Annotated in this window: 18 protein-coding genes; 10 read left to right on the top strand and 8 right to left on the bottom strand. The window is 67.9% G+C overall.

Translation table 11 applies throughout. The features are described 5' to 3' along the window. Window positions 1–67 precede the first annotated feature (67 nt). Window positions 68–958: a LysR family transcriptional regulator gene (locus BMW75_RS19625; RefSeq protein WP_092581512.1), complete on the top strand. Its 891-nt coding sequence runs from the start codon at window positions 68–70 to the stop codon at window positions 956–958. A gap of 6 nt (window positions 959–964) precedes the next feature. Here the strand turns inward: BMW75_RS19625 and BMW75_RS19620 are convergent, their stop codons facing one another. The 3 genes from BMW75_RS19620 to BMW75_RS19610 all read right to left on the bottom strand — a co-directional run bounded on the left by BMW75_RS19620 (window position 965) and on the right by BMW75_RS19610 (window position 3,561). Next, window positions 965–1,780 (bottom strand): siderophore-interacting protein, encoded by an 816-nt coding sequence (locus BMW75_RS19620; RefSeq protein WP_092581511.1) that lies wholly within the window; start codon window positions 1,778–1,780, stop codon window positions 965–967. A 27-nt stretch (window positions 1,781–1,807) separates the two neighbouring features. Next, entirely contained in the window at window positions 1,808–2,566 is a 759-nt protein-coding gene (locus BMW75_RS19615; RefSeq protein ID WP_254792071.1) for a PadR family transcriptional regulator, read from the bottom strand. Window positions 2,567–2,682: 116 nt separating this feature from the next. Continuing rightward, window positions 2,683–3,561, bottom strand: a complete 879-nt coding sequence (locus BMW75_RS19610) for a helix-turn-helix transcriptional regulator (protein WP_092581510.1) — start codon at window positions 3,559–3,561, stop codon at window positions 2,683–2,685. Window positions 3,562–3,657: 96 nt separating this feature from the next. On the opposite strand from BMW75_RS19610, the gene BMW75_RS19605 reads away from it, so the two are divergent. Further along, window positions 3,658–5,112 (top strand): MFS transporter, encoded by a 1,455-nt coding sequence (locus BMW75_RS19605; protein ID WP_092581509.1) that lies wholly within the window; start codon window positions 3,658–3,660, stop codon window positions 5,110–5,112. Window positions 5,113–5,147: 35 nt separating this feature from the next. Here the strand turns inward: BMW75_RS19605 and proC are convergent, their stop codons facing one another. After that, window positions 5,148–5,954, bottom strand: coding sequence for a pyrroline-5-carboxylate reductase (proC, locus tag BMW75_RS19600; RefSeq protein ID WP_092581508.1), 807 nt, complete (start codon window positions 5,952–5,954; stop codon window positions 5,148–5,150). Window positions 5,955–6,485: 531 nt separating this feature from the next. Here proC and BMW75_RS19595 point away from each other — a divergent pair. From BMW75_RS19595 to dapA, 5 genes are all read left to right on the top strand, one after another. Continuing rightward, entirely contained in the window at window positions 6,486–7,913 is a 1,428-nt protein-coding gene (locus tag BMW75_RS19595; protein ID WP_092581507.1) for an FAD-binding oxidoreductase, read from the top strand. Window positions 7,914–7,957: 44 nt separating this feature from the next. Beyond that, the gene (locus BMW75_RS19590; protein ID WP_076517242.1) at window positions 7,958–9,040 is read left to right on the top strand and encodes an ABC transporter substrate-binding protein; all 1,083 of its coding nucleotides are present in this window, start codon (window positions 7,958–7,960) and stop codon (window positions 9,038–9,040) included. A 61-nt stretch (window positions 9,041–9,101) separates the two neighbouring features. After that, on the top strand, window positions 9,102–10,190 hold the full coding sequence (locus BMW75_RS19585; RefSeq protein ID WP_092581506.1) for an ABC transporter ATP-binding protein: 1,089 nt from the start codon (window positions 9,102–9,104) through the stop codon (window positions 10,188–10,190). Between the two features lie 4 nt (window positions 10,191–10,194). After that, a complete protein-coding gene (locus BMW75_RS19580; RefSeq protein WP_092581505.1) occupies window positions 10,195–11,970 on the top strand; it encodes an ABC transporter permease subunit in 1,776 nt (591 codons plus the stop codon). 33 nt (window positions 11,971–12,003) lie between these two features. Beyond that, a complete protein-coding gene (dapA, locus tag BMW75_RS19575; RefSeq protein ID WP_092581504.1) occupies window positions 12,004–12,906 on the top strand; it encodes a 4-hydroxy-tetrahydrodipicolinate synthase in 903 nt (300 codons plus the stop codon). 91 nt (window positions 12,907–12,997) lie between these two features. On the opposite strand, the gene BMW75_RS19570 is transcribed toward dapA, so the two are convergent. The 4 genes from BMW75_RS19570 to BMW75_RS19555 form a co-directional block, all read right to left on the bottom strand. Next, window positions 12,998–13,825 (bottom strand): IclR family transcriptional regulator, encoded by an 828-nt coding sequence (locus tag BMW75_RS19570; protein ID WP_076517249.1) that lies wholly within the window; start codon window positions 13,823–13,825, stop codon window positions 12,998–13,000. A 173-nt stretch (window positions 13,826–13,998) separates the two neighbouring features. Continuing rightward, window positions 13,999–14,769, bottom strand: coding sequence for a phytanoyl-CoA dioxygenase family protein (locus tag BMW75_RS19565; RefSeq protein ID WP_092581503.1), 771 nt, complete (start codon window positions 14,767–14,769; stop codon window positions 13,999–14,001). A gap of 107 nt (window positions 14,770–14,876) precedes the next feature. Further along, the gene (locus BMW75_RS19560; protein ID WP_092581502.1) at window positions 14,877–15,989 is read right to left on the bottom strand and encodes an AI-2E family transporter; all 1,113 of its coding nucleotides are present in this window, start codon (window positions 15,987–15,989) and stop codon (window positions 14,877–14,879) included. Between the two features lie 166 nt (window positions 15,990–16,155). Then, entirely contained in the window at window positions 16,156–17,223 is a 1,068-nt protein-coding gene (locus BMW75_RS19555) for a LysR family transcriptional regulator (RefSeq protein WP_092581501.1), read from the bottom strand. Between the two features lie 388 nt (window positions 17,224–17,611). On the opposite strand from BMW75_RS19555, the gene BMW75_RS19550 reads away from it, so the two are divergent. The 3 genes from BMW75_RS19550 to BMW75_RS19540 all read left to right on the top strand — a co-directional run bounded on the left by BMW75_RS19550 (window position 17,612) and on the right by BMW75_RS19540 (window position 23,606). Further along, on the top strand, window positions 17,612–18,814 hold the full coding sequence (locus tag BMW75_RS19550) for an efflux RND transporter periplasmic adaptor subunit (RefSeq protein ID WP_175493226.1): 1,203 nt from the start codon (window positions 17,612–17,614) through the stop codon (window positions 18,812–18,814). 25 nt (window positions 18,815–18,839) lie between these two features. Next, window positions 18,840–22,055, top strand: a complete 3,216-nt coding sequence (locus tag BMW75_RS19545) for an efflux RND transporter permease subunit (RefSeq protein ID WP_092581500.1) — start codon at window positions 18,840–18,842, stop codon at window positions 22,053–22,055. 72 nt (window positions 22,056–22,127) lie between these two features. Continuing rightward, window positions 22,128–23,606: an efflux transporter outer membrane subunit gene (locus tag BMW75_RS19540; protein WP_076517258.1), complete on the top strand. Its 1,479-nt coding sequence runs from the start codon at window positions 22,128–22,130 to the stop codon at window positions 23,604–23,606. The last annotated feature ends 46 nt before the right edge of the window (window positions 23,607–23,652 follow it).

The raw sequence follows: 23,652 nt of genomic DNA, 5'->3' as shown, positions 1-23,652 counted from the left end.
ATCGGCGCGCCGGTCTAGAATGTCCAATATATGAAAACTTGCTAATCAGTACTTTTTTGGTATCTGTATGGAACTGCGCCATCTCCGCTATTTCGTCGTCACGGCCGAGGCCCAGCATTTCACGCGCGCGGCCGAGCTGCTGGGCATGGCGCAGCCGCCGCTCAGCCAGCAGATACGCCAGCTTGAACAGGAAGTGGGCACGCCGCTCTTTGACCGCACGGGGCGGGGCGTCGCGCTCAACGACGCAGGCCGCGCGTTTCTTGTGTGCGCGCAAGACATCCTGCAACGCGCGGACGCCGCGATGCGCACGGCCCGTCGCGCGGCGCGCGGCGAGGTCGGCGAACTGACATTGGGATTTACCGAGTCGGCGTCCTTTAACGGCGTGGTGACCGAACTGATCCGCCAATACCGCGAGCGCTACCCGGAAGTCGAGATGACGCTGTCGCAAGGCGACAGCGAAACGCTGGTGGCGCGGCTGCGCGAAGGCGCGATAGATGCCGCGTTCGTGCGGCCGCCGTTCGCGCTGGAAGGCGGACTGGCGTTCACGCAACTGGTCGAAGAACCGCTGGTGGTGGCGCTGCCGCTGGGACACGCGCTGGCGCGCCGCAAGCGCCTCGCGCCCGCCGACCTGGCGCGCGAGCACTTCATCCTGTATTCGCGCAAGTCGGGCTACGGGCTCAGTGCGGACATCATGGCGGCGTGCAGGCAGCAGGGCCTGAGTCCGCGCATCGGCCAGCAGGCGCCGCAGTTGTCATCGGCGGTGAATCTGGTGGCGGCGGGGATGGGCGTGGCGATCGTGCCGGCATCGCTGCGGCACCTGCGGCCCGATGGCGTGGTCTACCGCCCCTTCGCGCTGGATGGGCCCCGGGCGGTGCTGGGGCTGGCGCTGCGCCAGCACGCGCCCGGGGCGCGGGCGGCGAACCTGCTTGCGCTGGCGCGCGAATCCCGCAGCCGGTGACGCCCCTCAGTCGTCGTGCGATTCATGCACGGCGACCGCGCCGCGCTTCCAGTAGCTGGCGGCGCGGATGCGGCCCTTGTCGATGCCGTGCTGCGCCACCATGATCTCGCGCACGGCCTTGGCGGTGGAGGATTCCGCCGCGACCCACACATACCCCTCGCCCTGCGGCAGCGCCAGGTCACGCGCGGCTTCGAGCAACAGCGTGCTGTAGCCCGGCGCGGTGCCGTTGCGGTGCAGCCAGCGCACCGAGGCCTTGGCGGACGTGGGCAGCGGGGTTTCATTGGCCTGCGCGGGGACTTCGACCAGCACCAGCGCCTGCGACGTGGCGGGCAGTTCTTCAAGCCGGCGGGCGATGGCGGGCAGCGCGGTCTCGTCGCCGATCAGCACATGCCAGTCGAACGCCTTGGGCACCACGAACGAACCGCGCGGGCCGCCGATGCCAAGCTGCTGGCCCGGCCGGGCCTGCTCGGCCCAGGTCGAGGCGGGGCCGTCGCCGTGCAGCACGAATTCGATCTCAAGCTCCTGCCGCTCGGTGTCGAAGCGGCGCGGCGTGTAGTCGCGCGCGGCGGGCCGCGGCACGCCCTCGGGGAACTTGATGCCGTCGGGCCCGGCGGTGGGCAGCACCGGCGCCAGCGCGGGATCGGCGGGGAAAAAGACTTTCACGTGGTCGTCGAAGGACGCGGACACGAAGTCCTGCAGGTCCTCGCCGGTAAAGGTGATGCGCGCCAGCAGGCCGGCAATGCGCTCCACGCGCGTCACGGTCAGCAGGCGCATCTTCAGGGGGTGGCGAACGCGCTCGACGTTCAGGTCGCTACGGGTCATGGGAACTCCAGAGTGTGGGGGACGCGATCAGTTGCCGGTCTTGCCGGTGATTGCGTCGGTCGCACGCGCCAGGATGGCGGCGATGCGTCGTTGTTCGGCGGGGGTGGCGTCGGTGCGGTCCAGCAGCGCGCGCTTGAGCGCCTGGCGCGCCGCCACGAATTCGGGCAGCCAGCCGGTGCGGGCATCCTCGCCCTCGGGACCGGTGCTGCGCGGCTGGCCGCTCCAGGCCTGGCGCATCCAGTCCATCTTGCGGGCCACGTGCTTGAGCTTGTTGAACATCAGCTCCAGGCGCTCGCGGTTGGCATCCAGGTGCGCGCGGCCGGGCTCGGACAGGTGGTAGCGCTTCTTGGTCCCCTCCTGCTCGACCGTGGCGTAGCCCAGTTCTTCCAGATAGGTCAGCGCGGGGTAGACCATGCCGGGGCTGGGCGTGTAGAAGCCGTTGCTCAATGCGCCCAGCGCCTTGATGAGTTCATAGCCGTGGCTGGGGTTCTGTTCCAGCAGGCCCAACAGCATGAGCTGCAGGTCGTCGCTGGACACCTTGCGGCTGCGGGTGAAGCCCCGGCCGTCGCCCCCGAAGCCATCGGCGTCGCCGCGGCCGTCTTGGGCCCCGGAGAACCAGTCGCCGCCCGCGCTGGCGTGACGGGGGTGAGGACGCGCGCCGTGGGGAGCGGCAGGATGATGGCACCCGAGCCCGTTTGGAAGCGGGCCGTGAGGGTGGGAATGGCCGTGGCGGCCCTGACCCTCGAGGGCGCGTTGGAACGCGGCGATGAAATGGGAATGGCGCATGATGGGCTCCGGCGATGCATCTGACGATGTATCTGACGATATATCTTAAGATATAGCTCTTACGATATATCTACAGACTGGGTGCCGTCAACCCCGCCAGACCCCGCGCAACCCGCCTACCCCGCCGGGCCACCTGACGCGGCCGGGCTGGCTTGCACCCAGCGGGCGAAGTCCGCCGCCTTGGGCTCGTCCGGCGCGGGCGCGTAGACGACCAGCCGCAGATGGCGGCTTTCATCGACACTCAACGTGGCGTGCTCGAACGCGATATCGCCCAGCGGCTCCACGTGCAGGCTGCGCAGGCCCATGCACGCGCCATGCACGTCGTGCTCGCGCCACCATGACTGGAAATCGGGCGAGACCCGCTCCAGCTCGTCGACCAGTTCGGCAATGTCGGACACACCGGCGGCGCTGGCGAAATCGCGCCGGAACGAGGACAGCATGCGGGGCGCCTGCGCCGCCCAATCCACGAAGCGGGTGCGCATCGCAGGGTCCACGAACAGCATCCAGAGCAGGTTGCGGCGCCCAGGCGCCTGCGCCGAAAAACCGAACACCTTGTCCGCGGCGGCGTTCCACAGCACCACGTCCCAGCGCAGGTTCAGGATGTAGGCCGGCCGCGTGGGCAGGTCATCCATCAGGCGGCGGACCTGCGCGGGCACCGTGCACCACGTGCGGCCGGTCTCGGCGGGCGGACGCTGGTGCGCCAGCAGGTACAGGTGGCGGCGCTCCGCATCGTCCAGCCGCAGCACGCGCGCCAGGTTTTCCAGGAAGGCGGCCGACACGCTGATGTTGCGGCCCTGTTCGAACCACGTGTACCAGGCCAGTCCGACACCCGCCAGCGCCGCGACCTCCTCCCGGCGCAGCCCGGGCGTGCGGCGGCGCCGGCCGGGCGGCAGGCCGAGGTCGGCGGGGCTGAGACGTTCGCGGCGCAGCCGCAGGAATTCGGACAGGTCGGCGCGCGTACGCGCCAACCGGGGAGCGGGGGCAGGTGCTGTCATGGACATATTGCAGGGAGTAATAGCATAAGCAGCTAAATTGTATAAGGCTAAAAGCCCGCCCAGAATAGCGCCGATCTGAACTTTCCTGGCGCTTTCATGACGACCTCCACCCTCCCCTCCGCCTGCGAACCCGCCCCTGCAGCTCACGCCGGCACGCCGGCCCTGGGCCGTCTCGGCCTGGCCGTGCTGCTCTCCGGCGGCTTCATCACGATCTTCGACCTCTTCGTCGTGAACGTGGCGATACCCAGCATGCAGGCCACGCTGTCGGCCAGCTTCGCGCAGATCAACTTCATCATTGCCGCCTACGAATTGGCGTACGGGGTGCTGCTGATCGCGGGCAGCCGGCTGGGCGACCGGCACGGCAGGCGCCGGCTGTCCATGCTGGGCATGGCGGGCTTTGCGTTGGCGTCCGCGCTGTGCGGCCTGGCGCCCACGCCCGGCACATTGATCGCCGCGCGCATCCTGCAAGGCGCGGCCGCGGCGATGCTGTTCCCGCAGGTGTATGCGCTGATCCGCGTCAGCTACGACGGACACGCGCGGCGGCGGGCGTTCGGGTTGCTGGGCATGACGCTGGGGCTGGCCGCCATCGCCGGACAGGTGCTCGGCGGATGGATCGTCCATGCCGATCTGTTCGGCCTGGCGTGGCGCGCCATCTTCCTTGTCAACCTGCCCTTGGGGCTGCTGGCTTGCTGGCTGGCTCGCCACATGCCCGAGTCCGTCGAGCCCTCGGGCGCGGCGATGGACTGGCCCGGCGCGGCGCTGGTGGGGCTGGGACTGGCGTTGCTGCTGCTCGCGCTGATCGAGGGCCCCGCGCGCCAATGGCCGGCCTGGACACTGGCCTGCGGCGCGGCATCGGCGGCCGCGCTGGCGGCCTTCGCGCGCCTGCAGCGCCGCATCGCCGCACGGGGCGGCGCGCCGCTGGTGGACATGGCCTTGCTGGCGCAGCCCCGCTTTGCGGCGGGGTGCCTCGTCGTGATGCTGGTGTTCTCCACCGCCAGCGCCATGTTTCTTTGCTATGCCTTGCTGGTGCAGACCGGCTTCGGACGCGACGCGCTGACGGCCGGCCTGATCTTCGCGCCGGCCAGCGTCGGGTTCGTGGCGGGGTCGATGGCCGCGCCGCGGCTGGTCGCCAGGTACGGAACCCGGGCGATCGCGCTGGCCGCCCTGCTGTACGGCGGGGCCACGGCCGCGCTGATGCTGCAGACGGGCAGCGCCGGCGCCCATCTGGAGCCCTGGTCGCTGCTGCCGGCGCTGGTGTGGCTGGGCGCGGCGCAGGGCGCCGTCAACACGCCGCTGGTGAATCTGGCGATGGGGCTGGTCCAGGACCGCCAGGCCGGCATGGCGGCAGGCGTGGTCTCGACCTTGCAGCAGGTGGGCGCCGCGCTGGGGGTGTCGGCCGCCGGCATGCTGTATGGCGGCACGCTGGAGGCGTACGCGCACGCGAGCGCGGCCGAGCGCCATGCGCACGCGTTCGCCTCGGCCATGCAGTTCAACGTCGCGGCCATCCTGGCGGCGGCCGCTTTGCTGTGGCTGCTGGGCCGGCGACGCTGATGGCCCGGCGCGCCGCCGGGCCGGGCCCTGGGGCCCTACCCCGCCGACAGTTCGCGCGCGCGTTGCTCGGCCTTGTGCACGGCCTGCGCGATGGCCACGGCCACGCCCGCTTCCTGCATGTGCGACAGCGCGGCATAGGTGGTGCCGCCCTTGGAGGTGACGCGCTCCTGCAACTCGGTCAGCGGCACATCCTCGCTGACTGCCAGTCCGGCCGCGCCGCGGAACGTCGCGACCGCCAGACGGCGGGCGTCGGCCGGCGCGAAGCCCAGCTCCACGGCGCCCTTTTCCAGCGCCGCCATGAAGTGGAACACGTAGCCGGGACCGCTGCCCGTCACCGCAGTGACGGCGTCGATCATGGCTTCGGTCTCGGTCCAGATGCGTTCGCCGACAGCGGCAAACAGCGCGTCGACCCGATCGCGCTCGACTTGGCCGCAGGCCGGCGTGGCGTACAGGCCGGTCATGCCCAGGCCCACCTTGGCCGGGGTGTTCGGCATGGCGCGCACGATGCGCGCGTGGCCGCCAAGCCAGTCCGACAGCGCGGCAAGTTCGACGCCCGCGGCGATGCTGACCACGGTGGCTTCGGCGGGCAAATGCTGGCGCACCTGGCCGCAGGCTTCGCGCAGCACCTGCGGCTTGGTGGCCAGCACGCACAGCGCGGCGCCGGCGATGTCGGCGGTGACGGTCTCCTGGCACGGCAGGCCGCGCGCGGTCAGCGCCTCGCGCGTGGGCGCATAGGGCTCGACCACCAGGAAATCGGTCAGCGCCCGGCCCTGGCCGAGCAGGCCGTCGATGATGGCGGAGGCCATATTGCCGCCGCCGATGAAGACGATCTTTTCACGCATGATGCTTTTCAGTTCCGGAATAGGGATTGCAGGTCGGGTCTCTCGCTTGCGCACGGCCTGGGCGTCCTGCGCCCGCCAGGTGCGGCCCCGAGTCTAAGCGGCATTGTCCCGTTCGTCGCGCAGAATCGCCAGGGCCGCGTGGCCGCGTCCCGGCGCGGCGGATAACCCGTTGCGGCCGTACCCGGATCCGAACCGCCGGCTGTCCGCCCAGGGGATGCCATATAAATTTCATTTCGAGCGATCCAATTGTATTTCGCTCGATCCGGCGGGAGCAATCCGGGTCACCCATTAGACCTCACGACAGCGGCCCCCTGCCGGGACATCCGCGCGCAACCTTGCCAGAATCGCGGGCCGCGTCCAAGTCCTCTTGTGCAGCCCCCGCGTTGACCTGCGGTTTCAACGCCTAGGACATACCCTAGAATCAATTGCATGACGATTAATCAAATCGAAAAGCGATTTAAGTAATCGTATGCTGTGCCTCAATGCGCTGGGGCGTGCACCGACGCGCCAGCTCCATTCGGGACCACAGACATGACCAACGGCATCACCCTGCTAGACGCGTTGACCCAGGCACTGGGCCAGGACGCCATTCTTCATTCCGAAGTCGACACCGCCGGCTACACCGAGGACTGGCGCGGCCGGTACAAGGGCCCGGCGCTGTGCGTGGCCCTGCCCGGCAATACGCAGCAGGTGTCGGACATCGTGCGCCTGTGCAACCTGCACGGCACGCCGGTGCTGCCGCAAGGCGGCAACACCAGCCTGTGCGGCGGCGCGGTCCCGGCGGCGGACGGCACCCCGCCCGTCATCGTGAACCTGTCCCGCATGCGCAGGATCCGCGGCATCGACGCGGCGAACAACTCCATGCAGGTCGAAGCCGGCTGCGTGCTGGCCACGATCCAGGAAGCCGCCGCCGCGAGCGGCCGTCTCTATCCGATCAGCCTGGGCGCGGAAGGCTCGTGCCAGATCGGCGGCACCATCGCGACCAATGCGGGCGGCACGGGCGTGCTGCGCTACGGCAATACGCGCGACAACATCCTGGGCCTGGAAGTGGTGCTGCCGGACGGCCGCATCTGGAATGGCATGACCGCCCTGCGCAAGAACAACACGGGTTTCGACCTGAAGCACCTGTTTATCGGCGCCGAGGGCACGATGGGCATCGTCACCGCCGCGGTGCTCAAGCTGCATCCGCTGCCCACCGCCCACGCCGTGGCGTGGCTGGCGCCCGACAGTCCGCAGGCCGCGCTGGACATCCTGGGCCGGTTCCAGGATGCCTGCGGTTCGCGTCTGTCGGCCTTCGAGATGATCGACCGCAACCAGCTCGACGTCGTGATGGAACACGTGCCCGGCCGCAAGAATCCGCTGGCCGGGGCGCATCCCTGGCACGTGCTGGTCGAACTGTCCGACACCGGCGACGGCGCCGGCCTGCAGGACCTGCTGCAACAGATCCTGGAACAGGCTTCCGAGCAGGGCCTGCTGCACGACGCGGTGGTGGCCAGCAACGACACGCAGCGCGCCGCGCTCTGGGAAGTGCGCCACAGCGTGTCGGAAGGCAACAAGAAGGCGGGCGTCGGCCTGACCACCGACAGCGCGGTGCCCGTGTCCAGCGTCCCGCGCTTCATCGATGAAGCCACCCTCGCCGTGCGCCGCCTGGTGCCAGACCTGCCCGTGCTGATCGTGGCGCACCTGGGCGACGGCAACGTCCATTTCATTCCTTTCTTCACCTTCGCCGCCTGGGATGCACTGCCCGACCGCGACGCCATGGCCGCCGCCATCCGGCGCGCCGTCAACGACGTGGCCGATGCGCTGGGCGGCACGTTCAGCGCCGAACACGGCGTGGGCCGCACGTCGCTGGCCGAGATGGCGCACTACAAGTCTGCCGTCGAACTGGACATGATGCGCGCGCTGAAAGCCACCTTCGATCCCTCCAACCTCTTCAATCCCGGCCGCTTGCTGCCCTGAGCCGTCGTTCCCGATCCGTCGTCTTTGACCCGCAGGAGTCTTCCATGAAATCGACCTCCCACAACGCCTCGCGCCGCAACGCGCTCAAGACCGTGGCCGCCGGCGCCGCCGCGCTGGCCATGCCCATGATCTGGACGCCCTCGCGCGCCGCCTCCAAGCGCATCGTCGTGCGCGATGACGGCGGGATCTACAGCAAGGCGTATGGCGCGGTGTTCTACAAGCCCTTCTCGGAAGCCACCGGCATCCAGGTCGTGGGCGTGCAGGCCAATGCCGAACCCACCGCCCAGATCCGCAGCATGGTGGATACGGGCAACTACACCTGGGACATGGCCAAGATCAGCCAACCCGCCATCCTGATGCTGACCGAAGGCGGCAAGGTGTACCTGGAAAAACACGGCCTGGAGTCCGATCCGGTCGTGGCCACCATCCCCAAGCAGTACATGTCGCCCTACGGCGTGGGCAACAACGTCTACACCACGGTGCTGGCCTACCGCACGGACGCCTTCAAGGGCCGCAAGGCCCCGGCCTCGTGGGCCGACTTCTGGAACGTGAAGGACTTTCCGGGGCGCCGCGGCCTGCGCAAGCACCCGTTCGACACCATCGAGCAGGCGCTGATGGCCGACGGCGTGCCGACCGACAAGGTCTATCCGTGCGACATCGACCGCGCGCTGGCCAGCCTGGACAAGATCAAGCCGTCCGTCGACGTGTGGTGGAACACCGGCGCGCAGGTCGAGCAGATGCTGGGCTCGGGCGAGGTGGACATGATCGCCACGTGGGTGTCGCGGGCGCAGTCGGCCGCCGCCAATGGCGCGCCGGTGCAGATCGTGTGGGACCAGAACATCTGGGGCTGCGACAACTGGGCGATCCTGAAGGGCTCGCCCAACGCCGACGCGTGCCGCGAATTCATCAAATTTGCCTCCGATCCCAAGCGCCAGGCCGCGCTGGTGGAGTTTTTCGCCGCGGGCGTCACGCAGCCCGCCGCGTTCGATTACATCAAGGCCGACGTGGCGCGCAATTGCCCCACGCACCCGGACAACATCAAGAACGGCCTGCACATCAATGCGGCGTACTGGCTGGACAAGCAGCGCGACGTGATCGAGCGCTTCAACGGCTGGGTGCTGAAGTAAGCCTGCAACCCGCGCGCGCACGCTGGGCGGCGCGGGGCCAATTCTCTTTGTGTCGAACACCATGTCTTCTTCCAATCTGCAAATCTCGGGCCTGGGCAAACGCTATGGCGAATTCGTCGCGCTGGCGCCCACGCACCTGGACGTCGCCCGCGGCGAGTTCCTGACCCTGCTCGGTCCCTCCGGGTCCGGCAAGACCACGCTCCTGAGCCTGATCGCCGGCCTGGCCCAGCCCGACGAGGGCCGCGTGCTGATCGACGGCGTCGACGTGACCTACGGCGCCCCCTACGAACGCGATATCGGCATGGTGTTCCAGAACTACGCGCTGTTCCCGCACATGACGATCGAGGAGAACATCGCGTTTCCGCTCAAGATGCGCAAGGTGCCCGCCGCCGAGGCCCGCCACCGCGCGCTCGAGGCGCTGGAAATGGTGCGGCTGCCCCATGTGGCGTCGCGCCTGCCGCGCGAACTGTCCGGCGGACAGCAGCAGCGCATCGCGCTGGCCCGCTGCATGGTCTACCGCCCCGCGATCATCCTGATGGACGAACCGCTGGGCGCGCTGGACAAGAAGCTGCGCGACCAGATGCAGCTGGAGATCAAGCGCATCCACCGCGAACTGGGCACGACCATCGTCTACGTGACGCATGACCAGGAAGAGGCAATGACGATGTCGGACCGCATCTGTCTGATGAACGGCGGGGCCATCGAGCAGCTCGGCACGCCGGCCGACCTGTATTTCCGTCCGCGCACGCTGTTCGTGGCCGACTTCCTCGGCGAATCGAACCTGCTGCAGGGCGTGGTGACGGCGGTCGACGGCGAGACTCTGTCCGTGAAGCTCGCCCATCAGGGCGTGACGGGACAGGCCTTGTCCAACGGCGCGCCCATCCAGGCAGGCCAGAAGGTCACCGTGATGCTGCGCCCGCAGAACCTGCGCGTCGGCGCGGCCGGCGCCGCGGGCGACGCGCTGACCGGCAAGCTGCTGGACGTGATGGTGACGGGCAGCCTGACCAAGCTCTACCTGGACACCGGCGCCGCCGATGCCGGGCCGGTCGTCGTGGCCTACCCCACGCAGCGCCAGGCCGAGCACTACGACATCGGGCAGCCGCTGTCGGTGAGCTGGGCGGCCGCGGATGCGGTGGCCATCGCGGAGTGATCCCATGACAACCCTTGCCAAACCCCGTCAACGCATGAGCCCGGGCCGCCGCCACTTCCTGATGGCCGCGCCCCTGGTCCTGCTGCTGGTGGTGCTGCTGATCTACCCCGTGGGCCAGTTGCTGCTGCTGAGCGTCTTTGGCGAACAGGGCTTCAGCCTGGCGCAGTATCAGAAGCTCTTCGCGTCGTCGGTCTACGTGAATGTGCTGCTCATCACGTTGAAGATCTCGCTGTGGACGACGTTCTTTTCCGTGGTGGCGGGGTATCCCGTGGCCTACCTGATCTCCAGCCTGTCGGCCAGGCGCAAGACGTCCCTGCTGTTCTGGGTGCTGCTGTCGTTCTGGACGAGCTTCCTGGTGCGCACCTTTGCGTGGGTCGTGCTGCTGGGCAGGAACGGCGTGGTGAACCAGTTGCTGCAGGCGCTGGGCATCCTGGATGCGCCCGCCAACCTGCTCTACAACTTCGGCAGCGTGCTGGTGGGCATGGTGCACGCGCTGATGCCGCTGGCAGTGCTGACGATGCTGTCCGTGATGGAGAACATCGACCGCAACCTGCCCCGCGCCGCGTCCACGCTGGGCGCGCGGCCCGGCACGGCGTTCTGGAAGATCTATTTCCCGCTGTCGATGCCCGGCGTGGCCGCCGCGGCGATCATGGTGTTCGTGACCGCCATCGGCTTTTTCATCACGCCCGCGCTGCTGGGCGGACGCAAGGAGACGATGATCACGCAGATCATCATCGACCAGGTCCAGCAGACGCTGAACTGGGAGTTCGCGGGCGCCGTGTCGGTGCTGCTGCTGGTGGTGGTGCTGGTGGTGTTCGCGATCTACGACAAGGTGCTGGGCCTGTCGACGATGGCCGGCGGCGCGTCGACCCGGGTGCGCGCGTCGGGCACGCAAAGCCTGTCGCGGCGCGCGGGCGAGGCGGTGCTGACCGTGCTGGCCAATGTGTCCGATGCGCTGTTCGCCCTGCTGCCCGCACGCCTGCGCCGCTCGGTGTCGGGCACCGGCCAGTCGCGCACGCTGTGGTGGATCGTCCTGCTGGTGCTGGCGTTCCTGGCCGCGCCCGCCTTCCTGATGATTCCGCTGTCGTTCGATTCGGGCTCCGGCCTGACGTGGCCGCCCAAGGGATTTTCGCTGCAGTGGTACGAGCAGATGTTCACCTCGCCCGTCTGGATGCAGGCGATCACGCGGTCGCTGATCGTGGGCGTGGGCACGGGCCTGCTGGCGATGCTGATCGGCACGCCGGCCGCGTTCCTGCTGGTGCGCGCGAACATGCGGGGCAAGTCGGCGATGCTGGCCTTCGTGCTGTCGCCGATCGTGGTGCCGCGCATGATCATCGCGGTGGGCATGTTCTATTTCTTTGCGCGTGTGGGGCTGGTGGGTTCGACCATCGGGCTGATCCTGGCGCACACGGTCGTGGCGGTGCCCTACGTGGTGATCACCATGATGGCGGTGCTGCGCAATTACGATACGCGCCTGGATCTGGCGGCGCAGAGCCTGGGCGCGGGCCCGTGGTCGACGCTGCGCTTCGTGACCTTCCCGATCCTGAGCGCCGGCCTCTTGTCGTCGTTCCTGTTCGCGTTTGCGACCTCGTTCGACGAACTGACGATCGCGCTGTTCGCTTCGGGCGGGCTGAACGCGACGCTGCCCAAGCAGTTCTGGGACGAAGTCACGCTGCAGATCTCCCCGGTGATCGCCGCGGTCTCGACCTGCCTTTTCATCTTCATTGCCGCGCTGATCTGGCTGGCCGACCGGCTGCGCCGCCGCAGCCTGGCCCACTGATCCGCGCTCGTTTCACCCTCTAGGATTTGCAACATGCTGAACGCAACACAACTGCGCGGAGTCTTCCCCGCCATCCCGACCCCCGTCCACGCCGACGACACGATCCACATCCCGGCCGCGCAGGCGCTGATCGCCTATCTGCTCAAGCAGGGCATCAATGGCATCGTGCCGCTGGGCGGCACGGGCGAGTATGGCGCGCTGGCCCGCGCGGAGCGCATCCGGATGTGCAAGCTGACGGTCGACGCCGTGGCCGGCAGCGTGCCGGTGATTCCGGGCGTGCTGGACCCGGGCTTTCACGATGCGTTGCAGGCGGGCAAGGAGTTCGCGGACGCGGGCGCGGATGCGCTGATGGTGCTGACGCCCTATTACACGACGCCCACGCAGGCGGGCATCCGCGAGTACTTCCTGCGCTATGCGGACGCCTCGCCGCTGCCGGTGATGATCTACGAGATCCCCTACCGCACGCGCATCGCGATCGCGCCGGAAGTGCTGCATGAACTGTCGCGGCACGAAAACATCATCGGGATGAAGGCCTGCAATACCGACATGTACCACTTCCTGCGCACGGTGGCGGGCGTGGATGAGTCGTTTGCGGTGTTGAGCGGAGAGGACACCCTGCTGCCGGTGCATCTGGCGGCCGGCGCGCGGGGCGGGATCGTGGTGACGGCGAGCCTGCTGCCGTCGGCCTGGCGCAAGGTGTACGAGCTGGGAGCTTCGGGGCGCACGCGCGAATCGATGGAACTGCATCGGCGGCTGATTCCGCTGATGAACCTGGCGTTTGCGGAGACGAATCCGGGGCCGATGAAGTCGGTCATGGATTTGATCGGCGTGAATGCGCCGGAGGTGCTGGATCCGCTGGTGGCGCCGGCGGATGGGTTGCAGGCGGCCTTGCGTGAGGCGCTGAAGCCGTTGCTCCGGGAGTTTGAAGGAGTTTGAGGGGGTCTGAGGTGCCTCACCGGGCACCCGTGGATTCAGCTTCCCGGATGCCTGGACGAATGGAATGATCGGGGTGATCGGGAAGCCCCCGTCACCTCGAATAGCCCGAGAACTTCGATTTCGATATCGACGTGGCCGCCACCTGCACGTGCGGCGCCAGTTCGGCTTCCACGCGTGCCACCGTCCACCGCGTCGTCGGCACGGAAATATTGATCGCCGCCACCGCCCATCCCCGATGATCGATCACCGGCGCGGCAACGGAGATATCGCCCAGCACCGTCTCATTGACGATGACCGCGTAGCCCTTTTCGGCCACGCGCTGCACCCGCTCCTGCAGCTTGTCCGGGTTCACTTCGGTGTACGGCGTGATCGGTTCCAGCCGGGTCTGCGCCAGGATTTCGCGGCGATGTTCCTCGGACAGCCGGGACAGGATCGCCGTGCCCGATGCCGTGAAATACGCCGGCAGGCGGCTACCCACGGCGATGTCCACGTTCACCAGGTGGTGGCCGGGAAAGCGTGCGACAAAAACAATCTCGTGGCCGTCCAGTTCCTGCAGGTTGGTCGTCTCGCCCAGCGTGCGGCTGATGTCCAGCAGATAGGGCGACGCCTTGTCGATCAGTTCGTTCGCGCGCACGTAGTTGTACGAAAACTGCAGCACCTTCGGCGTCAGCCCGTAGTTGCGCGTGTCGGGGATGCGGCGCAGGTAGCCCAGGGTTTCCAGCGTGTAGACCAGGCGCTGCGTCGCGCTGCGGTCCAGGCCCGACGCGCGGGCAATGTCGGCCAGGGTCATGTGGCGCTTGGGGCCGTCGAACGCGTGCAGCACCTGGAAGGCTTTTTCGGTGGAGCCTACGAACAGCGACGACCGGGTCTCGGTCGGCGCCTGCGGCGTTTGCGTGTCGTCTGAAGGTGGTGTGCGCACGGGGGCAGCCTATGGAGTGATGATAGGGAGGCGGCGCAAGAATCAGCGCGACACGGGATTTGCCGGGCTCATGTCACGTGCTGCGGTCGCGTACTGCGGTCGCGTACTGCGCTCGAATTAATTGTAATTCAATCACTAATAGCAGATTTCAATTACTTTAATCGCCACGCCCTCTAGGCATCCGCCAGCGGCACCCCCGGCTGCGAGGCCGAGCGCGAGCCAGGCAGGGGATGGCAAGAGGCGGGGTGATAGGTATGCACCACCGACAGCTTCACGCGGTCGCTGGCATTGCCCTGCGCGGCGTGCAGCGTGCGGCAATGGAAGAACACCACGTCGCCGGGCTGGAGTTCCGGGCAGACCGCGCGAGCGATCCAGTCGGCGTTTTGGGGCGCGTCCTCGCGGAAGAACTTCTTTTCGTCGAACTGCGCCGGCGTGAAGGCCGCCGCGTGCGAGCCCGGGATGAACGAGAGGCCGCCATTGGCGCGCGTTTCGTTGCCCAGCGCAAGCCAACAGGACACCAGGTCGGTATCGGAAAACGACCAGTAGCGGATATCCTGATGCCAGCCCGTCAGGCTGCCGTAGGCCGGATGCTTGGTCATCACGCAGTTGTGGTGCACGGTGGACAGCACCGGCGTTTCCTGGAAATACCGCGACAGCCACTGCGCGATGCGCGGATCGGTGGCCCATTGCGCGAACAGCGGGTCCCGGGCGTAGGCGCCCAGCAGACGGCGCACGGTCAGCCCGCCCTCGGCAGCGCGCGATTCGGGCGCGCCGGGGTAACGCAGGTCGGCTTCGTATTCGATGGGCGCGACGTGGTCGCGCAAGTGGCGTTCAGCGAGGGCGCGCAGCGCGGCGACCTGCTCCTGGCTCGCGAATTGGCGCGCCACCACAAACCCCTGCTCGCGCAGGACGGCTATCTGTTCATCAGGCAGTAACCCGGACATCTCGATCCTCACAGCCCGCGCCGTATGCGACGCGTCTGCATGCGGGCAGGCGCGCACCGGGCGAGGCGCCGGTCGACGCGGGACGGCTAGATTACCAAAACGCCGGGTCAGGCAGCGGGCGTTTTCCCGGGCTGGCTGGCCGGCGGGTTCAGGCGGGCGGCGTCGCGCTCCTGGACTTCATGGTGCACCCATTCACGCCACACGGCCACCAGCAGCGCCATCAGCACGGGACCGACGAAGAGCCCGACGATGCCCATGGTCTTCACGCCGCCCACGAGCCCGAAGAACGTGGGCAAAAACGGCAGCTTCACGGGGCCGCCCACCAGGCGCGGACGCAGGGTCTTGTCGACGATGAAGAGTTCGACGCTGCCCCAGACCATCAGCGCGATGCCCGCCACCACGTGGCCGGAGCCCACCAGGTACAGCGACACCAGGGTGAAGGACAACGGCGCGCCGCCCGGGATCAGGGCCATGAAGCCGGTGACCACGCCCAGCAGGACCGGTGACGGAACCCCCGCGATCCAGTAGGCGACGCCCAGGACCAGCCCCTCGCCCAGGGCGATCAGCCCCATGCCGGTGACGGTGGAATTGATGGTGGCCGGCACCACGCGCGAGAAGCGCTGCCAGCGCGCGGGCAGGATGCGTTCGCCCAGGACGTCCAATTGGGCCACCATGCGGATGCCGTCCTTGTAGACGAAGAACAGCGTGATCAGCATGAAGAGGACCGTCAGCAGCAACTGAAAGACGTTGCCCGTGGCGGCCAGCGCCATGCGGTAGATATTGCCCAGGTGTTCGCCGCTGACGGCTTCGACCAGCGCGCCCAGCGCGTGGGGCTGGCCGATATAGGATTCCCAGTATTGGGACAGGCGATCGCCCACCACCGGCAAGGACGAGATCCACGCGGGCACGTCCACCCCGTGGCGGTTGGCCGCTATGGCCCACGCGACGAACGCACTGGCTTCCTTGATGGCATAGGACAGGGCCAGCGACATCGGCACGATCAACACGACGACGACCACCAGCAACGCCAGCGACGCCGCCACCGCCGTGCGGCCCCCGCATCGGACGACGAGGCGCTGGTAGAGCGGCCAACTGGCCAGACCGATGATCAGCGCCGCCAGGGCCGGAACCAGGAATCCGCTAAGAAAGTAAACCCCCGCCAACAGCACAAGCAGCAACAGCCAACGGGCGATCAGGTAAGCGGGTAGAACAGGCTGCATAGCGCGATCGACAGTTTAAGGGCGTTGTAGGCTTTGACTGTCGGACTATACAGACGTTTCACCCGATACGAGGGACGCAAGGGCTGTATTTACTACGGGGTTTCCCGTGCTTTTTGCCCATGGCGAAACCGCCGGCCCGCCATGGGGATATCGCGTCGGGGCGTATTTACAGCACGTACTCCGCGGCTTCTTCGCGCGCGGTGCGGCGGCGCGGCGCCATGGCGGGCGCGGCAGGAATCGCGGGGACGTGCGGCTGGGCGGCCATGGGAAGCCCCTGGTTGCGCTGATACACCGCGCAGGACGCCGCGGCCGGATCGGTTTCGTCGCGGCCGCTGAGCAGCGGGCAACCGGCGAAAAGCTCGGCCACCCAGTCGGTGAAGGCGCGCACCTTGGGCGACAACTGCCGGCTCTGCGGGTACAGCACGGATATGGCCGTGGGGCTGGGCTTCCATTGGGGCAGGACTTCAATCAGTTCGCCCGACTGCAGGTGGGGCAGCGCCATGTAGCGCGCCGTCTGGATGAGACCAAAGCCTTTCAGCCCGCAATCCAGGTAGGCGCCCGCTTCGTTCACGGCCACCGTCCCCTTCATGTCCACTTCCTGGTGCTTGCCGTCCACCTTGAAGTCCCAGGCGCAGTTGCGGCCGGTGCGGCTGGAGAAATAATGCACCGCATGGTGGTCGCGCAGCGATTCGATCGTCTGCGGCATGCCGTGGCGGGCCACGTAGGAGGGCGACGCGCAGGTCACCGTCTGCAGGGTGCCGATGCGGCGGGCGACCAGGCTGGAATCTTCGAGGTCGCCGGCGCGGATCACGCAGTCCACGGCTTCCTGGACCATGTCGACGGGGCGGTCGCCCAGCCCGAGCACCAGTTCGAGGTCCGGGTATTTGTCGTGGAAATCACACAATGAGGGGATCAGGATCAGCCGGCCGATGGAGGTCGACACATCGATGCGCAGCCGGCCTTTCAGGCGCAGGGCGGCTTCCTGGAAGCACGCCTCGGTTTCTTCCACGTCGGCCAGGATGCGCACGCAGTGCTGGTAATAGCCCGCGCCGTCGGGCGTGAGGCCGATGCGGCGCGTCGTGCGGTTCAGCAGACGCACGCCCAGCAGGCGTTCGAGGTTCTGGATGATGGTCGTGACGGTGGTGCGCGGAAGCGATAGGCTGTCGGCCGCCCGGGTGAAGCTATTGGCGTCCACGACGCGCACAAACACCTGCATCGCCTGAAAACGGTCCATGGCAAGGGTGTCCTTTGGGCAAATAAGTCGGGGTGAACGCAGCATAACCCGATTCCGGCGCGGATTAGTCATTCTCCACGAATAGTGTTGCCGAGATAGACAGGTTTATCCGTCCGGACAAAACACTCAAAATGCAACCCATCTTGAAGTGCCCTTGCCGCCCGGCGCCATCACAGGGCATGTCAACCCTCAGACTCCGACCCCGCAGCGACCCGCCCTGATCAGGCGCCCGCCGCCGCCGGATACCCGACCCCGGCCGATGTTGCACCGCAACATACCCTACCGGCCCCGGATTCTCAGGATTGGCATACCCGTCGCGCCGCCGCCTGCGCCCCAGGCTTTTCGGGCAAGCGCGCTTTCGACCCTGAAAACCACTCAAGGAAACATCATGGTTTCGCGTAATCGTATTGCTGTGCTCGTCGTCTTTGCAGCCGTGCTGGCGGCCGGCGGCGGCTATGCCCTGACCCGCGGCCCCGCGGGCGGCAACGTCGCCATGGCGCAGGGCGCCCCCGCCGCGCCCCCGGTCGAGGTCGCCGAAGTCGTCAACAAGACCATCGTCGACTGGCAGCGCTACTCCGGCCGCCTGGAAGCGATCGACCGCGTCGACATCCGCCCGCTCGTGTCCGGCACGCTGACCGCCGTGCACTTCCAGGACGGCAGCATCGTCAAGAAGGGCGACGTGCTCTTCACCATCGACCCGCGCCCCTACGCGGCCGAGGTGGATCGCGCCGCCGCCGCGCTGACGGCCGCCAAGGCCCGCGCCGCCTACACGGCGTCGGAACTGGCCCGCGGCAAGCGCCTGCTGACCGACAACGCCATCGCCCGCCGCGACTTCGAGGAAAAGCAGAACGCCGCGCGCGAAGCCGCCGCCAACCTGCAGGGCGCGCAGGCCGCGCTGGACTACGCCAAGCTCAACCTGGGCTACACCAGCATCGAGGCGCCGGTCGATGGCCGCGTGTCGCGCGCCGAAGTCACGGTCGGCAACGTGGTCGCCGCCGGCGCCACGTCGGTGCCGCTGACCACGCTGGTGTCGGTGTCCAAGATGTACGCCTCGTTCGACGTGGACGAACAGACGTTCCTGCGCTACGTGAACCCCGCCCGCAACGGCCGCGCCGGTTCGGTGCCGGTGGAACTGGGCCTGGCCAATGAAGACGGCTACTCGCGCACGGGCGTCGTGCAGTCGGTGGACAACCGGCTGGACGCCACGTCCGGCACCATTCGCGTGCGCGCCGAGTTCGACAACGCCGACGGCACGCTGCTGCCGGGCCTCTACGCCCGCATCCGCCTGGGCGGCAGCGAACCGCGCGCGGCCGTGCTGATCGACGAACGCGCCATCGGCACCGACCAGGACAAGCGCTTCGTGCTGGTGCTGGACGACAAGAACCACGCCGTGTACCGCCAGGTGAAGCTGGGCGCCAACCAGGAAGGCCTGCGCGTGGTCGATTCGGGCCTGGCCGCCGGCGAACGCATCGTCGTCAACGGCCTGCAGCGCATCCGTCCCGGCGACGCCGTGACCCCGACCGTCGTCCCCATGGTTGCCGCCAAGCGTGGCCCCGGCAACCCGGTCCAGACCGCCTCGGCGCAGAACTGAGCCGACGCGTCTAACGAGAACGTCCATGAATATCTCGAAATTCTTCATCGACCGGCCGATCTTCGCCGGCGTGCTATCCATCCTGGTGCTGCTGGCGGGCCTCCTGGCCATGTTCCAGCTCCCCATCTCCGAATACCCGGAAGTGGTGCCACCGTCGGTGGTGGTGCGCGCGCAGTATCCGGGCGCCAACCCCAAGGTCATCGCCGAAACCGTCGCCTCGCCGCTGGAAGAGTCCATCAACGGCGTGGAAGACATGCTGTACATGCAGTCGCAGGCCAACAGCGACGGCAACCTGACGCTGACGGTGAACTTCAAGCTGGGCGTGGACCCGGACAAGGCCCAGCAGCTCGTGCAGAACCGCGTGTCGCAGGCGCTGCCGCGCCTGCCGCCGGACGTGCAGCGCCTGGGCGTGACCACGGCCAAGAGCTCGCCCACGCTGACGCTGGTGGTCCACCTGATCTCGCCCAATGACCGCTACGACATCACCTATCTGCGCAACTACGCGATCCTGAACGTGAAGGACCGCCTGGCCCGCATCACGGGCGTGGGCGAAGTGACGGTGTGGGGCTCGGGCAACTACTCCATGCGCGTGTGGCTCGATCCGCAAAAGGTCGCGCAGCGCGGCATGACCGCGTCCGAAGTCGTCGCCGCGATCCGCGAGCAGAACGTGCAGGTGGCGGCGGGCGTGATCGGCGCCTCGCCCACGGCGGGCGACGTGCCGCTGCAACTGAACGTGAACGCGCGCGGCCGCCTGCAGACCGAAGAGGAATTCCGCGACATCATCCTGAAGACCTCGCCGGACGGCGCGGTGACGTACCTGTCCGACGTGGCCCGCGTGGAACTCGATGCCCAGGAATACGGCCTGCGTTCGCTGCTGGACAACAAGCAGGCGGTGGGCATGGGCATCATGCAGTCGCCGGGCGCCAACGCGCTGGACGTGTCCAGCCAGGTGCGCGCCGCCATGGCCGAGCTGGCCCAGGACTTCCCGCCGGGCGTGGAATACCGCATCGAATACGACCCCACGCAGTTCGTGCGCTCCAGTATCGAAGCCGTGGTGCATACGCTGCTCGAAGCCATCGCGCTGGTCGTGCTGGTGGTGATCCTGTTCCTGCAGACCTGGCGCGCGTCCATCATCCCGCTGCTGGCGGTGCCCGTTTCCATCGTCGGCACGTTCGCGCTGCTGCTGGTGTTCGGCTACTCCATCAACGCGCTGTCGCTGTTCGGCATGGTGCTGGCCATCGGGATCGTGGTGGACGACGCCATCGTGGTGGTCGAAAACGTCGAGCGCAACATCGCGGCCGGGCTCAGTCCACGCGACGCGACGTATCGCGCCATGCGCGAAGTCAGCGGCCCCATCATCGCCATCGCGCTGACCCTGTGCGCCGTGTTCGTGCCGCTCGCCTTCATGACGGGCCTGACGGGCCAGTTCTACAAGCAGTTCGCCATGACCATCGCCATCTCCACGGTGATCTCGGCGTTCAACTCGCTGACCCTGTCGCCCGCGCTGTCGGCCCTGCTGCTCAAGAGCCACCACGACAAGCCCGACTGGCTGACCCGCGGCATGAACCGCGTCTTCGGCCGCTTCTTCAACTGGTTCAACAACATGTTCGGCCGCGCGTCCGAGTCCTACGGCACGGGCGTGGCCAGCGTCATCCGCCGCAAGGCGGGCGCCATGGGCGTGTACGCCGTGCTGGTTGCCGCAACCATCGGCGTGTCGTATCTCGTGCCCGGCGGCTTCGTGCCCGCGCAGGACAAGCAGTACCTGATCGGCTTCACGCAACTGCCCAACGGCGCCTCGCTGGACCGCACCGAAGACGTGATCCGCCGCATGAGCGACATCGCCCTGAAGGAACCCGGCGTGCAGTCGGCCATCGCCTTCCCCGGCCTGTCGATCAACGGCTTCACCAACAGCTCCAGCGCGGGCATCGTGTTCGTCACGTTGAAGCCCTTTGACGAACGCAAGAGCGCAAACCTGTCCGGCAACGCCATCGCCGCGTCGCTCAACCAGAAGTTCGCGGCCATCCAGGACTCGTTCATCGCCGTGTTCCCGCCCCCGCCCGTGATGGGCCTGGGCACGCTGGGCGGCTTCAAGCTCCAGCTCGAAGACCGCTCGGCCCTCGGCTATGCCGAACTCGACAAGGCCAAACAGGCCTTCCTGGAAAAAGCGCGCCAGACGCCGGAACTCGGCCCCACGTTCTCCAGCTACGAGATCAACGTGCCGCAGCTCGACGTGGACCTGGACCGCGTCAAGGCCAAGCAGCTGGGCGTGCCGGTGACCGAAGTCTTCGACACCATGCAGATCTACCTGGGCTCCATGTATGTCAACGACTTCAACCGCTTCGGCCGGGTGTTCCAGGTCCGCGCGCAGGCCGATGCCCCGTTCCGCGCCCACGCCGACGACATCCTGCAACTGAAGACCCGCAACGCCGCCGGCGACATGGTGCCGCTGTCGTCGCTGGTCACGGTCAAGCAGACGTTCGGCCCGGAAATGGTGGTGCGCTACAACGGCTACACCGCCGCCGACATCAACGGCGGTCCGGCCCCCGGCTATTCGTCGGACCAGGCGCAGGCCGCGGCCGAGCGCGTCGCCGCGGAAACGCTGCCGCGCGGCGTCAAGTTCGAATGGACCGACCTCACGTACCAGCAGATCCTGGCGGGCAACGCCGGCCTGTGGGTGTTCCCGATCAGCGTGCTGCTCGTGTTCCTGGTGCTGGCCGCGCTGTATGAAAGCCTGACCCTGCCGCTCGCCGTGATCCTGATCGTGCCGATGAGCATCCTGGCGGCGCTGACCGGCGTTTATCTCACCGGCAACGACAACAACATCTTCACGCAGATCGGCCTGATGGTGCTGGTGGGCCTGTCGGCGAAGAACGCGATCCTGATCGTGGAATTCGCCCGCGAACTGGAGATGAATGGCCGTACACCGCTGGAAGCCGCCATCGAAGCCAGCCGCCTGCGCCTGCGTCCCATCCTGATGACGTCCATCGCGTTCATCATGGGCGTGGTGCCGCTGGTGCTGTCCTCGGGCGCGGGGTCTGAAATGCGCCATGCGATGGGTGTGGCCGTGTTCTTCGGCATGCTGGGCGTGACCCTGTTCGGCCTGTTCCTGACGCCGGTCTTCTACGTGCTGCTGCGTTCCATCGGCGGCAAGACGCTGCACTCGGCCGCGCCGCATGAAGCGCCCGTGTGCGTGCCCCACGTCGATCCGAACGCGCCGCCCGCCACGCAGCACAACGCCTAGGCCGGCACGCACAAGATAAGCCAGCGCGTCCCGTCCAGCCGGGCGGGACGCGCGCCAAAGAGAAACGTCATCATGATCAAAAGACTGACCCGAGGATCCGCCCTGCTTGCCATGCTGCTCGTGCTGGCCGGCTGCGCGGTGGGTCCGACCTACGAACGGCCCTCGGCCGACACCCCCGCGGCCTTCAAGGAAGCCGCCCTGCCCGCGTCCGAAGCCGGCTCCTGGAAGCCCGCCGAGCCGTCCGAAGATGCGCTGCGCGGCGCGTGGTGGAAAGTGTTCAACGACGAAGGCCTGAACCAGCTTGAAGAAGAAGCCCAGCGCGCCAACCAGGACCTGCAGGCCGCCGCCGCGCGGCTGAGCCAGGCCCGCGCCCTGCAGCGCGAAGCCCGGTCCGGCTTCTTCCCCAGCCTGGACGCCGGGTTCGGCCCCAATCGCCAGCGCCCTTCGGCCGTGTCGCAAGGGCTGCCCGACGGCACGTCGACCTCGCCCGTGACCACCTGGCGCGCGCAAGGCACGGTGTCGTACGAGGCCGACCTGTTCGGCCGCGTTGCGTCCACCGTCGACGCCGCCACCGCCGACGCCCAGCAAAGCGAGGCGCTCTACCGCTCCGTGCTGCTGGCCCTGCAGGCCGACGTCGCCACCACCTACTTCCTGGTGCGCGAGCAGGACGCGGAGTCCCGCTTGTACTACCAGACCGTCAAGCTGCGCACGGAAACGCTGCAACTCATCCAGCGCCGCTACGACGCCGGCGACATCAGCGAACTGGACCTGGCGCGCGCCAAGGCTGAACTGGCCTCCGCGCAATCCGAGGCCCTGGGCATCGACCGCCGCCGCGCCACCGCCGAACACGCGCTGGCCGTGCTGCTGGGCCGCGCCCCGTCGGAATTCACCATGCCGCCGCAGCCCATCGAGAAGATCGCGCTGTCCATCCCCGCCGGCCTGCCGTCGACCCTGCTCGAACGCCGCCCCGACATCGCCGCCGCCGAACGCGCCATGGCCGCCGCCAACGCCCGCGTCGGCGCGGCCAAGTCCGCGTTCTTCCCGCGCCTGGACATCACCGGGGCCTTCGGCTACGAATCTTCGGAACTGGGCAACTTGTTCCAATGGTCCAGCCGCACGTTCCTCTTGGGCCCCCTGGTCGGCGCCGCGCTGTCCATGCCCATCTTCGACGGCGGCCGCCGCCAGGCCGGCCTGGACCGCGCCCGCGCCGTCTACGAAGAAGACGTCGCCGTCTATCGCCAGACCGTCCTGAACGCGTTCCGCGAAGTCGAAGACAACCTCGCCAACCTGCGCATCCTGGCGGACCAGACCAAGGCCCAGGACGCCGCGGTCGAAGCCGCCGCGCGCGCCGCGAAGCTCTCGCACACGCAGTACCGCGAGGGGTCCATCAGCTACCTCGACGTCATCGAAGCGGACCGCAGCGTCCTGCTGCAGCAGCGCGTCGCCGTCCAACTCAGCGCCGAACAGGCCCGCTCCACCGTCGGCCTCATCCGCGCCATCGGCGGCGGCTGGGACAACCCGGTGCCGCCGGAGAAGGTGGCGGCGAAGTAAGCGGAAAAGCGGGGCAACGCCGGGGTGCAACGCCCCGGCGTTGCTC

The organism is Achromobacter sp. NFACC18-2, from assembly GCF_900108985.1.
GTDB lineage: Bacteria > Pseudomonadota > Gammaproteobacteria > Burkholderiales > Burkholderiaceae_B > Achromobacter.
Note: the sequence above shows the minus strand (reverse complement) of the source record. Positions and strands in the feature narration are given on the sequence as shown.